General features: G+C 60.3%; 12 protein-coding genes, 1 tRNA gene and 1 pseudogene. 8 read left to right on the forward strand and 6 right to left on the reverse strand.

Annotation, left to right across the window (positions count from 1 at the left end; all coding sequences use genetic code 11):
* Position 1 precedes the first annotated feature (1 nt).
* The gene (locus AC1D08_RS15410) at positions 2–979 is read right to left on the reverse strand and encodes a zinc ribbon domain-containing protein (RefSeq protein ID WP_477423507.1); all 978 of its coding nucleotides are present in this window, start codon (positions 977–979) and stop codon (positions 2–4) included.
* Between the two features lie 245 nt (positions 980–1224).
* On the reverse strand, positions 1225–1740 hold the full coding sequence (locus AC1D08_RS15415) for a hypothetical protein (RefSeq protein ID WP_477423509.1): 516 nt from the start codon (positions 1738–1740) through the stop codon (positions 1225–1227).
* Between the two features lie 496 nt (positions 1741–2236).
* On the opposite strand from AC1D08_RS15415, the gene AC1D08_RS15420 reads away from it, so the two are divergent.
* Together AC1D08_RS15420 and AC1D08_RS15425 are read left to right on the forward strand one after the other, a co-directional pair.
* Complete coding sequence (locus AC1D08_RS15420) at positions 2237–3673, forward strand: hypothetical protein (RefSeq protein ID WP_477423510.1); 1437 nt, start codon at positions 2237–2239, stop codon at positions 3671–3673.
* A 169-nt stretch (positions 3674–3842) separates the two neighbouring features.
* Entirely contained in the window at positions 3843–4121 is a 279-nt protein-coding gene (locus AC1D08_RS15425; protein ID WP_477423512.1) for a hypothetical protein, read from the forward strand.
* Between the two features lie 9 nt (positions 4122–4130).
* On the opposite strand, the gene AC1D08_RS15430 is transcribed toward AC1D08_RS15425, so the two are convergent.
* The 3 genes and pseudogenes from AC1D08_RS15430 to AC1D08_RS15440 all read right to left on the reverse strand — a co-directional run bounded on the left by AC1D08_RS15430 (position 4131) and on the right by AC1D08_RS15440 (position 6016).
* Positions 4131–5630, reverse strand: a complete 1500-nt coding sequence (locus AC1D08_RS15430) for a site-specific integrase (protein WP_477423540.1) — start codon at positions 5628–5630, stop codon at positions 4131–4133.
* 30 nt (positions 5631–5660) lie between these two features.
* Positions 5661–5840 (reverse strand): annotated as a pseudogene (locus tag AC1D08_RS15435) (DUF6538 domain-containing protein); the annotation flags it as partial.
* Between the two features lie 86 nt (positions 5841–5926).
* Positions 5927–6016, reverse strand: a tRNA-Ser gene (locus tag AC1D08_RS15440).
* 404 nt (positions 6017–6420) lie between these two features.
* On the opposite strand from AC1D08_RS15440, the gene AC1D08_RS15445 reads away from it, so the two are divergent.
* The 3 genes from AC1D08_RS15445 (at position 6421) to AC1D08_RS15455 (ending at position 8164) form a co-directional block, all read left to right on the forward strand.
* A complete protein-coding gene (locus AC1D08_RS15445; protein WP_457151830.1) occupies positions 6421–7089 on the forward strand; it encodes a 50S ribosomal protein L21 in 669 nt (222 codons plus the stop codon).
* A 98-nt stretch (positions 7090–7187) separates the two neighbouring features.
* On the forward strand, positions 7188–7457 hold the full coding sequence (gene rpmA / locus AC1D08_RS15450) for a 50S ribosomal protein L27 (protein WP_013529063.1): 270 nt from the start codon (positions 7188–7190) through the stop codon (positions 7455–7457).
* 119 nt (positions 7458–7576) lie between these two features.
* Positions 7577–8164, forward strand: a complete 588-nt coding sequence (locus tag AC1D08_RS15455) for a GNAT family N-acetyltransferase (RefSeq protein WP_457151829.1) — start codon at positions 7577–7579, stop codon at positions 8162–8164.
* 173 nt (positions 8165–8337) lie between these two features.
* Here AC1D08_RS15455 and AC1D08_RS15460 read toward each other — a convergent pair whose 3' ends face one another.
* The gene (locus AC1D08_RS15460) at positions 8338–9207 is read right to left on the reverse strand and encodes an endonuclease/exonuclease/phosphatase family protein (protein ID WP_457151014.1); all 870 of its coding nucleotides are present in this window, start codon (positions 9205–9207) and stop codon (positions 8338–8340) included.
* Between the two features lie 133 nt (positions 9208–9340).
* Here AC1D08_RS15460 and obgE point away from each other — a divergent pair, with 133 nt between their 5' ends.
* Genes obgE through AC1D08_RS15475 form a run of 3 tightly spaced genes read left to right on the forward strand, consistent with a single transcriptional unit; the run spans position 9341 to position 12878 of the window.
* Complete coding sequence (gene obgE / locus AC1D08_RS15465) at positions 9341–10372, forward strand: GTPase ObgE (RefSeq protein WP_457151015.1); 1032 nt, start codon at positions 9341–9343, stop codon at positions 10370–10372.
* Positions 10373–10376: 4 nt separating this feature from the next.
* Positions 10377–11588, forward strand: coding sequence for a glutamate 5-kinase (proB, locus tag AC1D08_RS15470; protein WP_457151016.1), 1212 nt, complete (start codon positions 10377–10379; stop codon positions 11586–11588).
* A 3-nt stretch (positions 11589–11591) separates the two neighbouring features.
* Positions 11592–12878 carry a glutamate-5-semialdehyde dehydrogenase gene (locus tag AC1D08_RS15475; RefSeq protein ID WP_457151017.1) on the forward strand — a complete coding sequence of 429 codons (1287 nt, stop codon included), beginning with the start codon at positions 11592–11594 and terminating at the stop codon, positions 12876–12878.
* Positions 12879–12904 lie beyond the last annotated feature (26 nt).

The following is a 12904-nucleotide window of genomic DNA, read 5'->3' on the forward strand; positions in this document are numbered from 1 at the left end:
GTCACAGATCGGAGGGCGACTTCCGAGAACAGTAGACTACGCTTGGAACGATGTCTCCGATACTGCCCGTATACGATATGTAATTCTCTTCAAACCACTCCCTTGAAAAAATAAGCCCCGCTCCGTTGTCCCTCCCGGGACCGTGCGTCGAGAGCAGTTCATGGTAAAGCGCGTTGGATCGGCCCGCATCGAGTAGGTTGAGCCGGACACAACTCAGCTTCCCTGCCTTGTCGAAGTAAAACCAGGCCCGGAACCTGTAATCCTCCGTCTGATAAGGCCCCGTGAGACCGGGGGTGGCACTACCATCAGAGAACTTCAGGTCAGCAACTTCGGTAGGAGTGGCTGTGCGCAGGGCCTGAGGTGATGCACTAAGGACGTCGTCTATCGTCATACCCCACCGTGCCCATTGCCAACCAGCCGTCGAAGAAGCTTTCGTGCTGGGAGGATTGGCATCTGATTTCTCTTGCCTTGCGACCGGCGTCTGTCCGGGAGCGGAAGGCTCAATTTTCGTCGTCGATACCTTTCGGGGAGGCACCGCCGGTCGAGTGGGTTCGGGATCAGCGGCATCAATTCCCGGTGCCGACATTTCCTGCACGGGTTTTGAAGGCGGCGTTGGAACCCCGTCCGACTTAGCTATTTCACGAGTTCGACTGCTTATGGCTCCGTGTTGCCACCAAATGATCAATAGGCGCGGCGCGGCGGCTGCGGCAAGAAAAATGGCTACAAAGCACAGCACCAGCAGGGAAATTTTGGCTAGTGCCGGCCAACTGAACGATAAGAAAAATGAAGGCTTGTCGCCGCTGCGGGCAAGGGGTCCGATCTCTGTTGCGAACTGGCGAGCCAACTCATTTTCAATTTGCATTGAAAAACGCTCGTCGTCCCTAGCTGCCAACAGCGGATGGCCGCAGTTTGGACAGGACACTGCCTTGGGTGAAAGAGGTTTATCGCAGGCCGGACATGGAACAAGTTCTATCGCCACTGCCGCCCCTCCCCCCGGAGATTTTCTTCGCAGCCTAGCCCACGCTACTCTACGTGTAAAATTGCTTCCACTGTGGAAGACAGGACAGAGACAAGAAAGTGTCTCCATCGGAGCGTTTTTCGGCAGATCAATTAAGCTATTGAAATTGTGACGTTATCCAGTTCTCTGCACCCCCTAGGATCCATTCGAGGTCGGTTGTCCCTATTTGTGTCCCCGGGACAACGGAATGTCCCTATTTCCGGGCCTCATATTGAGTGGCTCGAATTCAATCTGCCGATTACAGCGATGATCGCTTCTTCTTTGTGGCTTAGTCCCCGACGGCTACGCCTGCCGCCGTTCGCAAGGATGGCTTTTTCGAAATCGGCATATTGATCGGGGCTGAAATACAAAACCACGCATCTTGAATGCTCCGTCAAAGGGTCCTTCGGAAGCATCCGCTTCAGTTCATGCGCATTGTGCTTCTCCGCGAGTTCGACCAGGTCCAAGGCATTCCTGTCGTCAATATGCCGGAGGACGATCTGGAGTTTCGTCCACCCTATCGCGGTCAGTCGGTCATCGGGAATCCCCGCCAACTTCTCCAATTCCCTTCCAATCTGCGCCAAGTAATAGGATTTCCGACGACTCGATCCCGATGCAGCGATAAACTCAGGCAGTAGCTTGGCACCCTTCAATTCGGCGAGACACCGGGCAAGTTCGATTGAGTGATCGGGCTCCGTTGCCGATAACCTAAGTGCCTCCTTCATCCGGTCGCTCTGATGCATTTGCGTCCTCGCTACGGCGTTAAATCCGCCTGTTAGTTGACTTATGGAGCGTCTCGCGCGTGGTTTCGGTCACGATCAAATTTGTGCCGGGTGAACAATTTCTCTTAGTAGATCAGCGCACTAGGTCTCCTTCGCTGAAACGCTGCCGTCTACAGCCGGTCTTACTTTGCGCCCAGGTCGACGCTCGATGCTTGCATGGGCCGGTCAAACAGTCTTACCGTCCCCGTGCTTTCATCAAGGACCCGGATAAATCCCATGCATTCGCCTACAACATTCGTTCGGTGCAAGGTAGCAGCCGGCTATCTCGGCGTTTCGTGTTCCATGCTCGCAAAGCTGCGCATGCAGGGGAACGGACCCGTTTACATGAAGGCTGGCCATCGCATCGTGCTTTATAACATGAGCGACCTCGACGCTTGGCTCGCTGGGAGGCGTCGCTACTCGACGTCTCAGGTGTCTGCCGCAGAAATGAAGTTAACTTCACAAAGTGGCGAATGATATGTCGACTGCAAAATTCCATCCGGCAATTGAGCTGATCCGGAGGCATTGCCGTAAGGCAGTGCGGCATCAGATTGCCACGAATACGAAAGGCAAGGGGGAAAAGAAAGAGACCGGGTTCACGGAGGCGGAGTTGAAAGCGTTGCAGTCGGCGGTCCGGGTCTATTCGCGGCACCTGCGCTCGCTGCAACAAGCCACCGCTACCGAAGCTAGGTCGAAAGTCACTGCCGCAAAGGAGAGAATATTCGAAGGCTTCTCAGGTCGCTTAATCGCCACTCTGCGGGCCCTAGAAGGCAGTAACCAGTCGATCCCGTTTGCCCAGATGGAAACATGGGCTACCGAACTGTCAATGAGCAAAGCGTTTCACGAGCCGCTCACCATCATGCCGCGCCCCAAGGAAGGCAAGAAGGGAGAATGGCGGCCCATCGGGATGTCGGGACGCCGTCGCAGGGCGCAACAGCTCATCTTGCGCGATGTCCTGTCAGCGACCGTCGGCGACAGCCCCAACGACAGTACCGTCAAAGGCGCGGGCGGGGAACGGGCATTGTTCAAAGCACTTCATGCGGAAATCGAAAACGGCTATCAGTGGTGGGCCAGCCTCGATGTTCGCGATTACTTTCCGTCCCTGCGACCCGGTCATCTGGCGGGACTTCCACTCTCGAAGTGGATGATCCAAAGTCTTGCGTTTCTCCCGCCAGAAACCCCGATCAGGTTCATCGATCCAAAGTATGGCATTGAGCTTTCCGAGCAGGCCATACTTAAAGGCGACGATGCTGATCTGCCTCAAGGCTATCCATACTCCATGGATAGCATTGGGTCGAAGCTCAATATGGTCCGGCAGGGATTAGTACAGGGCGACGTCTGCGCACCGCAATTCGCGCGTATGGTCCTGGGACGGGAACTCCGTCGTTCGACGGTGAAACGGGATGTTGTTTACGGTACCCACCTCGACAACATCCTAATTGGTGCGCGTGTAAAGTCGGAAGCAAAGGCGTCAATTCAGGCCCTAGCCCATCGGCTTAAGAGCCTACCTGCCGGACCCCTTGAGCTTCATGAACACGAGATTAGGCACATCAACGACCACGTTTTCTTCCTCGGCAATCGCGTAAGCCGTCGAAAAGACGGTACCCTCTATACCCGTCCCGCCCTTCAGCGGTTTGATCGTTTCCGCACGCGCCTGCTTTCTCGGCTCGGCAACAGCATCGCGGATGAAAAACATGACCTCGTGGCAGTTGCGGTGGATTACGCAAGGCCTTGGTTCGCTGGGAATCCGGCGTGGGATAAATCCCCCGAGAGTTGGGACTATGTCATGGCTGAGGTCCATTGGTGCGTGAACCGATTCATTTTCGATGAACTCACCAACGGGATCGGCAACTGGCACATCGACGACCTTGACCAAGACTTTCTACCAGACGGGGGAGACAATGGCCTTTTGTGAGTGCGCCGACCCTCGGGTAGCTGTCCTTGCACAACAATTGCGGAACGTCTCTCGACGGATGGAAGTTATCTTTCACGGTACGAGGTTCCCGCGCAGGGTCCTCATGGACGACATGCTTCTCTGTAGCCGTACTGGATATCGCGCCGTATCATTCACAAGAGACCCTCGCGTGGCCGCGTACTGGGCCTTGCTCGAACGCGATGATGACGAGCAAGATGGTGCTGTGTTTGTCTTCGACCTCCAGAGGTTGCGTGCTCGCTACCGGCTTGAGCCGTTTCACGATCCTGTCTGGGATATCTGCTATCCGCAGAACGACGAAGCTGAAGAGCAAGTTTGGGGCCGGGACATCGCCAACATTCATTCCTATCTTGTCGGTGCAGTGTGGTCACAACCAACTGACAGCCGCGATGCCGTCGTCAGCGTCTGGCGAAAAGACATGACAAAATAGAGCGTTTGGCTACAAATTCGGGTCTTGCTTCGCCGGCGACGGCTGGGACGGATAGCCGATCCGATCAATCGCCTTCTTCATCACCGACAACGTCGGCCCAGTTCCGTAGCCTGCATGAACATCGTTGTTGGCATGCCCCATCAATGCCTTTGAAACGTACTCAGGGGTTTCTGACGCTTGCAGCGCGTCCTTGAAGTTATGACGAAATGAATGGAACGCAGTATCCTTGGTGTTCACCCCGATCTGTCGCGCGTAACGACCCCACCATTTGGAGAAGTTATGGCTGTAGTAGCCGTCCTTTCCCTTCTCTATGTCCGGGAAAAGCCGCCCCGATCCTTTGGATTGGTCAAGAAGGCCGAGGTCGATAAGGACCTGATGTATGGGCACTCGGCGCACGCTGGACTGTGTTTTTACCGACTTGTCCTCGCCCTTCGACACATCAAAATAGGCGATTTCGTCCTGCGACGCCTTAATGTCGGAGATCAGTAACTGGATGATCTCCCCCATTCGCAGGCCACTGTAGAGGGCTATTAGGGGCACCCAGAATTTTCCGTCGCGGATCAGCAGCGAACCGGGTTTGTGACGTGTCTTCTCGGATTGATGTCCGGTGAAGAGGGAGGACGCGAATATCGCCTGCAACTGGTCGTTTGAATATGGCTTCCGCCCCTCGCCAGCATCGACCTTAGCCGCCCCCGCAATTTTCACTCCCTGACCCGGGATCTTGTCGAGATAGCCTTCTTGGTGGGCCCAGATCAAGAACTGTCGGAACATGGTGAAGTACTTATCTTGAGTCTTGAGCGACAGCGACGGCCCGCCTTTATTGGCCGCGATGGCGTCTTTAGGACTGATGCCCTTATTGGCGGCCAACTTCACGTAATTGGGCGGAAGGGAGGCAAGGGCGTCACGCATCGCCTTCACGTCCTCAATATCAAGCTTTTTGACTAGCTTACCCTCGCCGATAATCGACTTCGCAAGCGACAGCACCCGGCTGGCGTCGGCTGCCGTCTTCTTCACCCAATCGTGCTTTGCCTTATGAGCATGGAATGACGCGGCAATGGACGCGAGCGTTTGTTCGGGAGGTGCCGTCGTCTCTTCCCCCGCAACGGGCGGTGGATCGTTTACGAAGATCCCGGCGAACATGGGGTCCTTGGGCGCGGCCTCATAATATTTGCCAGCCAGCATCGCAGCGAGAATGCGAGCGGTTTCGTGGTCCGCTCGCAAAATGCCCTGGCAGAGCTGCTGGAACCTCTCTGACGCGGGTGCAAGCTTTTCCGGGAGGATGGTGGCTAGAAGCGCGTGAGCCTCTGACTGGACCGACATCGGCCATGACCAAAGGGCCAACTGGGCTTCCAACTCCTGCATACGCTTTATCAGGTAGCCAACTTCGCCGGCCTGATCGTATTGATGATCCCTCGGGAGAATATGGGCGAGCTCGATTGACTGGCTAAGAGCGGACTTAAAGTAGCCCTTGATGAGACCGTGAATGTCTTCCGAGGTCAGGTCAGGCATATGGGGCAGCCTAAGCAGAAACGTATCCAGTGCACTGCTTAAGTGGGTCCCCCGCAATCTTGCTACAAGAGGGTCGGCTGTCCGCAGCGAGACCTTGATCTCATGCACTCGCAGCCGATGCGTCAAGTGATGGGGTACGGCCATCCGGAAATAGTACGTATGTGCTCGTCTCACGACACGCAGCGTGGATCGTGGCACGCCATCCTCCATTCTGGTCCAGGTTTCTGTACCAGGTCGGAGAACTGCCTAAAGTAAGTGCCTAAAAGCGTAGATAAACCAGAGACTTAGGACATTGCTGGCGGAGAGGGAGGGATTCGAACCCCCGATGGGCTTGCACCCATGCCGCATTTCGAGTGCGGTGCATTCGACCACTCTGCCACCTCTCCGCGGTCATGGTCGGCCGTTGCCGGCGCGGCGCACTAGATAACGGCTGAACGGGCAGGTTACAAGGCCAATCCGCGAGTTATTTGGCTTCCTGGACAAGCGGCGGATTTGCATTGGTACCTGCGGTCAAGCCCACGCGGATTTCCGGCCGCCCGACAGATCCTCGCGTGCCGACGACGGCAACGCCGTGCGGTCGTGTCGACATGGCCAGATGCTTGCCGAGCTAATAACCGTCCCGGCAACGGCTTCGCCTTGACTTGCACCCAACCTTCGGTTAGGGACAGCGCGCAATCGGCGTGGAGGGTTCTTCCGCGCCGCTTGTTTTTTGAACCCGCAGACTGACAAAAAGACGGCCGGACCGCCAGAGGCGGTTCATCAAGGCCGACCGAACAGCGAAAGGCAAAAAATGTTCGCAGTCATTAAAACGGGTGGCAAGCAGTATCGCGTTGCCGCCAACGATCTCCTGAAGATCGAAAAAGTCGAAGCCAGTGTCGGCGATATCGTCGAAATCGGCCACGTTCTCGCGCATGGCGAGGGCGAGAATGTCACGTTCGGCGCGCCGTTCGTCGATGGCGCGGTGGTCACCGCCGAAGTCGTCGAGCAGGGCAAGAACCGCACCGTCATCGCTTTCAAGAAGCGTCGCCGGCAGAATTCGCGCCGCAAGATCGGCCATCGCCAGCTTTTGACCACCGTGCGGATCTCGGAGATCCTGCTGGGTGGCGCCAAGCCGACGAAGACGGCAGCCGTCAAGGCGCCGAAGAAGGAAGCCAAGGCAGAGGCCGCCACCGAAGCGAAGGCGGAAGCCGCGCCGAAGAAGGAGCCCAAGGCCAAGGCAGCCGAGACCGCGGCAGCGCCGCTGTTCAAGGCGCCGAAGGGCGAACCGGACGACCTGACCGTGATCAAGGGCATCGGCCCGGTCGCTGCCAAGGACCTCGGCGAGCAGGGCATCATCACCTTCGCCCAGCTCGCCAAGCTGACCGACAAGGATGTCGCCAAGATCGACGAGCACATGCCCTTCAGCGCCGACCAGATCAAGGACTGGCGCGAGCAGGCCAAGGAATTGGCGGCGAAGTAATTTTCTGGCGACTGGGTCGCCGGAATCGGACTTGAAACGGAACGCGAACGCGTTCATAAGGCCTTTTAGGCGCCTTGCGGCGCAACGGAGTTAGTTAGATGGCACACAAGAAAGCTGGCGGCTCGTCGCGCAACGGTCGCGACTCGCATTCCAAGCGTCTGGGCGTGAAGAAGTTCGGCGGCGAAGCCGTCATCCCGGGCAACATCATCATTCGTCAACGCGGCACGACCTGGCATCCCGGCGTCAATGTCGGCATGGGCACGGACCATACCCTTTTCGCGCTCGAAACCGGCGCCGTGACGTTCAACAAAAAAGCCAACGGCCGAACCTACGTATCGGTCAACCCGATTGCCAAAGCCGCGGAGTAGCCGGTTCCGCACTAGAACACCGGCGCCCATCTCGGGAACCGGTGTCTGGCAAAGCCAGGAAAAGGATCAGGGGAGATGGGTTTCCATCTCCCCTTTTTCTTGGCCTGGAGGACTTTCACATGGTTGCCGAAGCGGAAGACACCGAAGACGAAAGTTACGCGATAGACTGCCCGGTCCTGGTCACCGAGCGGCTGGTGATGCGGGCGCCCCGCGAAGGCGACATCCCGCAACTGGTCGAACTTGCCGACAACCGTCATGTCGCCGAAATGCTGGCCCGGATGCCGCACCCCTATGGTGAGGCCGAGGGACGCGCCTTCCTTGCCATGACCAAGTCGCGCCGCGCCGGCATCGCCTATGCCTTGACGCTGGCCGGCACCGACACCTTCGTCGGCTGCGCCGGTCTCAACACCACCGATCGCGGGCTGGAACTCGGCTACTGGATCGGCGAGCCTCACTGGAAGAAGGGCTATGCGACCGAAGCGGCCCACGCGCTGGTCGACCTCGCCTTCCAGAAGACGTCGATCCAGGTGCTGCATGCCTCGACGCGGGTCATCAATCCGGCCTCGCGCCGCGTCATCCACAAGTGCGGCTTCCAGTATGCCGGCCAGGGCATGTTGAACTCGATCGTCGCCGGCCAGGTGCCGGTCGAGCGCTACCGGCTCGACAGGAAGACCTGGACGAGCCTCAGGAACTGGGTGCATTTTTGAGATGCGTCGATATTCAGGTGAGGCCGGCCTGCGAATGGCGGTTTCCTGCGCTTCCGGTGCTCACGTACTTTAAGTACGCTCCGCTCCGGTTCTCGGAAGCCACCATTCTCGACTCGGCCTGACCTGAATCTCGACGCGTCTCGCGTCGCATAGAAATCATAGGTTTGAAAAAGTCAGCCCAGTTCGACCCATACCGGCAGGTGGTCCGAACCGACGGCCTGCCGGTCGACCCACAGACGCTTCAGCGATTTGGCCAGAGAAGCGCTGGTGAAGACGTAGTCGATGCGCTTATGGCGGCTGGCGTTCGCGGGCTGTTTGGGGTCGACCCAGCTGACCAGCTCGTCGCCGGTGACATTGAGGCGCATTGCGGCATCGACGGCAAAGTCGGCGGTCAGCGGCATGCCGAATTCATGGTCCGGCCTGCCGGCGAGTTCGACATATTCGGGTGAGCCCGCCAGCATGTTGAAATCGCCCATGCCGACGAAGGCTTCGGGATGCGGCAATTCCGGCAGGCCGATCTCGGCGACGCCGGATAGCGCGCCGCCTTCGAGCGCATAGTTCAGCAGGCGTCGGCGCAGGAACTGAATCTGGCGGGCGCGTTCGACGGGGCTGCGGTGATCGAGATGGATGGAATAGAAGCGGATGAAACCCAACGGCGTCTCGATCAGCGCTTCCAGCGCGCCGCGCTGGAAATTCATCATCTCGAAGCTGCGGCTGCGCGGCAAAAGCAGGTTGCGCGAAAGATGAATGGGCGTTTTCGACAGCACCATATTGCCGAGTTGGAAGGTCGTGGTGATGGCGCGGCCGTTGTCGATGCGCGAGCCGATGTTGGCCTCGAAATTGCTGCCATAGACGGCGAAATAGTCGGGCAGCGCCTCGCCGATCTCGGCGACCATGTCGCGGCCGCCATTCCGGGGATTGTTGCGGGTGACCTCCTGCAGGGCGATCACGTCGGCGCCGCGCACGGCGTCAGTGATGCGACCGACATCGTACTGCCCATCGAGACCGATGCCGTACTGGACGTTGTAGGTTACAAGCTTCATTCCGACATCTCTCCAGCCGGTCCCAAGCGGCCATTGTCATAAAACGGCCTCGCCCTTCGCCGCGCCTTGGTTTAGAGCAAGGCGCTAGATTTAGAGCAATGCCGCAAAGCCACTAGCAGAAACTGCACAGCCCATGAAATTTCTCGATCAAGCCAAAGTCTACATACGCTCCGGTGACGGCGGCGCCGGCTCGGTGTCGTTCCGGCGCGAAAAATTCATCGAATTCGGCGGACCGGACGGCGGCGATGGCGGCCGTGGCGGTGATGTCTGGCTGGAGGCGGTCAACGGACTGAACACGCTGATCGATTATCGCTATCAGCAGCATTTCAAGGCCAAGACCGGCGTCCATGGCATGGGCCGCAACATGACCGGCGCCAAGGGCGCCGATGTCACGCTGAAAGTGCCGGCCGGAACGCAGGTGTTCGAGGAAGACAACGAGACGCTGATCTGCGACCTGACCGTGGTCGGCCAGCGCTTTCTGCTCGCCAAGGGTGGCAATGGCGGCTTTGGCAACCAGCATTTCAAGACCTCGACCAACCAGGCGCCGCGCCGCGCCAATCCCGGCCTTCCGGGCGAGGAGCTCAACATCTGGCTGCGGCTGAAGCTGATCGCCGATGCCGGGCTGGTCGGGCTGCCCAATGCCGGCAAGTCGACATTTCTCGCCGCCGTCACCGGGGCCAAGCCGAAGATCGCCGACTATCCCTTTACGACGCTGCATCCCGGTCTTGGCGTTGCCCGCATCGATGCGCGCGAATTCGTCATCGCCGACATTCCCGGCCTGATCGAAGGCGCGCATGAGGGCGTCGGCATCGGCGACCGCTTCCTTGGCCATGTCGAGCGCACGCGCGTGCTGCTGCACCTGGTCTCGGCTCAGGAGGAAAGCCCGGGCAAGGCCTACAAGACCGTGCGTGCCGAACTCGATGCCTATGGCAACGGCCTGACCGACAAGGTCGAGATCGTCGCGCTTTCCCAGGTCGACACGCTCGACGCCGATGCGCGCAAGAAGAAGGTCGCCTCGCTGAAGCGTGCGGCCGGCCGGGCGCCGATGCTGTTGTCGGCTGTCACCGGCGAAGGCGTCGAGGCGGTGCTGCGGGCGCTGATGGCGGTGGTGGGCGAGGCGCGGGCGCAAATCTCGGCCCCGGTCGAGACGCGCTGGGAAAAGTAGGACCATGCAGTCGCTGAAGAGATACCGGCGCATCACCGTGAAGATCGGCTCGGCGCTGCTCGTCGACCGCGCGACGGGCTTGAAGCGCGACTGGCTGGCCTCGCTGGCCGACGACATTGCCGTGCTTGCGCAAGGTGGTGCCGAAATCCTTGTCGTCTCCTCCGGCGCCATCGCGCTTGGCCGCACCATCCTTGGACTGGGCAAGCGGGCCTTGAAGCTCGAGGAGAGCCAGGCCGCAGCCGCCGTCGGACAGATCGCGCTGGCCGGCGCCTGGTCGGATGCGCTCGGCAAGGGAAGCCTGAAATCAGGGCAGATCCTGCTGACGCTCGGCGACACCGAGGAGCGCCGCCGCTACCTCAATGCGCGGGCGACGATCTCGACGCTGCTCAAGATGAAGGCGGTGCCGGTCATCAACGAGAACGACACGGTGGCGACCTCCGAAATCCGCTATGGCGACAATGACCGGCTGGCCGCGCGCGTCGCCACCATGATGGGCGCCGACCTTTTGGTGCTGCTTTCCGATATCGACGGGCTCTACACCGCGCCGCCGGCGCGGGACCCCGGTGCAAAGTTCATTCCGGTGGTCGATCGCATAACGCCCGACATCGAGGCGATGGCGGGCGCCGCGGCGTCCGAATTGTCGCGCGGCGGCATGCGGACAAAGCTCGATGCCGGCAAGATCGCCACCGCCGCCGGCACCGCCATGATCATCACGTCGGGCACGCGATTGTCGCCGCTGATGGCGATCGAACGCGGCGAGCGCGCCACCTTCTTCCGGCCGAGCAGCAATCCGGTCAAGGGCTACAAGACCTGGATCGCCGGCCAACTCGAACCGGCTGGCCGGTTGACGGTCGATGCCGGTGCCATCGGCGCGCTGCTGTCGGGCAAGTCGCTGCTGCCGGCCGGCGTCAAGCTGGTCAGCGGCAATTTCTCGCGCGGCGACACCGTGGCGATCCTGTCGCCCGAGGGCCGCGAGATCGCGCGCGGGCTGGTTGCCTACGATGCCGCCGATGCCGTAAGGATCGCAGGGCTGAAGACGGCCGAGATCGAAACCGTGCTCGGCTACGAGGCGCGTTCGGCGATGATCCACCGCGACGACCTCGTGGTGAGCCATCCTGGCGACCAAGTACGGGCTGGCGACCAAGTACGGGCTGGCGACCAAATACGGGCCAGTGACGAACTACGAGCCGGTGACGAAGTATCGAGCGGAGGATGAGCCATGCTGAAGCTGCATGAAAAATCCGGGGACGACACGGTGGCGCTGATGGCCGATATCGGCCGCCGCGCCCGCGCTGCCGCCCGACCGCTGGCCATCGCCGCCACCGCCGCCAAGAACGCTGCACTTGTCGCCATGGCCGAGGCGATCGTCGCCGGCGAGCAGGATATTCTCGACGCCAACGCCATCGATGTCTCGAATGGCGAGGAGTCCGGGCTTTCCGCTTCGTTCATGGACCGGCTGAAGCTCAATCCGGCGCGCATCCGCGCCATGGCCGACGGTATCAGGGAAATCGCCGAACTGCGCGACCCGGTCGGTGACGTCATCGCCGCGTGGGACAGGCCGAACGGCCTCAATATCGAACGCGTGCGCACGCCGCTCGGCGTCGTCGGCGTCATCTATGAGAGCCGGCCCAACGTCACGGCGGATGCCGGCGCGCTTTGCCTCAAGGCCGGCAATCCAGTGATCCTGCGCGGCGGCTCGGATTCGCTCAATTCGTCGGCGGCCATCCATGCCTGCCTGGTCGAGGGGCTGAAGGCAGCCAGCCTGCCGCAAGACGCCATCCAGCTGGTGCCGACCACCGATCGCGCCGCTGTCGGCGAGATGCTCAAAGGGCTCGACGGCACGCTCGACGTCATCATTCCGCGCGGGGGAAAAAGCCTTGTCGGGCGAGTGCAGACCGAGGCGCGGGTGCCGGTGTTCGCCCATCTCGAAGGTATCTGCCATCTCTACATCGACCGCTCGGCAAAGCTCGACATGGCGGTGCGGATCGCCGTCAACGCCAAGATGCGGCGCACCGGCGTCTGCGGTGCTGCCGAGACGCTGCTGGTCGACCGCGCTGCCGCCGCCACGCATCTGGTGCCGATCCTCGACGCCCTGCGCGTCGCCGGCTGCGAAATCCATGCCGATGCCGAGGTGCTGAAGGCATTTTCCGACGCCAGGCCGGCCACTGATCTCGACTGGGTGACCGAGTATCTCGATGCCATCATCGCGGTGAAGCTGGTCGATGGCGTCGCAGGTGCGATCGACCACATCGAGACCTTCTCCTCGCATCACACCGAGGCGATCGTCGCCGAGGACCCGCAGGCGGTGGAAAAGTTCTTCAACGAGATCGATTCCGCGATCCTGCTGCACAACGCCTCGACGCAGTTCGCCGATGGCGGCGAGTTCGGCATGGGCGCCGAGATCGGCATTGCCACCGGCAAGATGCATGCGCGCGGGCCGGTCGGCGTCGAGCAACTGACCTCCTTCAAATACCGCGTGCGCGGGTCGGGACAGGTGAGGCCTTGAAGCTTTTCGTCGTTAGAGCCTGAGGC

The sequence above is a fragment of the Mesorhizobium sp. P2_E6 genome (genome assembly GCF_056403835.1).

Bases quoted from the DNA above. Each gene is read 5' to 3' on its own strand.
- AC1D08_RS15415 (WP_477423509.1), bottom strand. From the start codon at position 1,740: ATGCATCAGAGCGACCGGATGAAGGAGGCACTTAGGTTATCGGCAACG.
- AC1D08_RS15420 (WP_477423510.1), top strand. From the start codon at position 2,237: ATGTCGACTGCAAAATTCCATCCGGCAATTGAGCTGATCCGGAGGCAT.
- AC1D08_RS15430 (WP_477423540.1), bottom strand. From the start codon at position 5,630: ATGCCTGACCTGACCTCGGAAGACATTCACGGTCTCATCAAGGGCTAC.
- AC1D08_RS15445 (WP_457151830.1), top strand. From the start codon at position 6,421: ATGTTCGCAGTCATTAAAACGGGTGGCAAGCAGTATCGCGTTGCCGCC.
- rpmA (WP_013529063.1), top strand. From the start codon at position 7,188: ATGGCACACAAGAAAGCTGGCGGCTCGTCGCGCAACGGTCGCGACTCG.
- AC1D08_RS15455 (WP_457151829.1), top strand. From the start codon at position 7,577: ATGGTTGCCGAAGCGGAAGACACCGAAGACGAAAGTTACGCGATAGAC.
- AC1D08_RS15460 (WP_457151014.1), bottom strand. From the start codon at position 9,207: ATGAAGCTTGTAACCTACAACGTCCAGTACGGCATCGGTCTCGATGGG.
- obgE (WP_457151015.1), top strand. From the start codon at position 9,341: ATGAAATTTCTCGATCAAGCCAAAGTCTACATACGCTCCGGTGACGGC.
- proB (WP_457151016.1), top strand. From the start codon at position 10,377: ATGCAGTCGCTGAAGAGATACCGGCGCATCACCGTGAAGATCGGCTCG.
- AC1D08_RS15475 (WP_457151017.1), top strand. From the start codon at position 11,592: ATGCTGAAGCTGCATGAAAAATCCGGGGACGACACGGTGGCGCTGATG.